Raw genomic sequence first — 557 nt, forward strand, 5'->3', positions numbered from 1 at the left:
GTTTATCATCTATTTCAACTTTAGGTCTTCCGAACTTGATTCCCTTTTCTTTAGCAGCCTTAATTCCATCAGCTTGTCTTCTTTTTATAGCTTTTCTTTCATGTTCTGCAATTGTACTTAATACTTCAATGAGTAGATTATTAACCATGTCTAATATCCATTCCTGCCCTGCATTTAAATCAACCATTGTTGTTGGAATATCTAAAACCTTAATTCTTACACATTTTTCTTTGAAATATTCTAATTCTTGTTTTATCTGCTCTTTGTTTCGTCCCAATCTATCAAGTGATGTTATGTATATTACATCACCACTTTGCACTATTCTTCTAAGCAATTGATAGCTTTCTCGATTCATGTCTTTACCACTAACTTTATCTGTGAATATAAGATTATCATCAACATATTTCTTTAATTCTATAAGTTGTCTGTCTAAATTCTGTTCCTTTGTACTTACCCTTGCATAGCCATAAATTCTCATAATTGCTTCCCCTCTCTTTATGTCCAAAATTATAATACAAATGTATCATAATATCAAGTGTATTTTTGATACGTTTCAT

At 30.3% G+C, this 557-nt stretch carries 1 protein-coding gene; it reads right to left on the reverse strand.

Annotation, left to right across the window (positions count from 1 at the left end; all coding sequences use genetic code 11):
- Positions 1–478, reverse strand: a 478-nt coding sequence (locus tag CLTEP_RS14255; protein ID WP_066827726.1) for a recombinase family protein, incomplete at its 3' end; no start/stop codon positions are given.
- Positions 479–557: the final 79 nt, after the last annotated feature.

The organism is Clostridium tepidiprofundi DSM 19306, from assembly GCF_001594005.1.
Lineage (GTDB): Bacteria > Bacillota > Clostridia > Clostridiales > Clostridiaceae > Clostridium_AC > Clostridium_AC tepidiprofundi.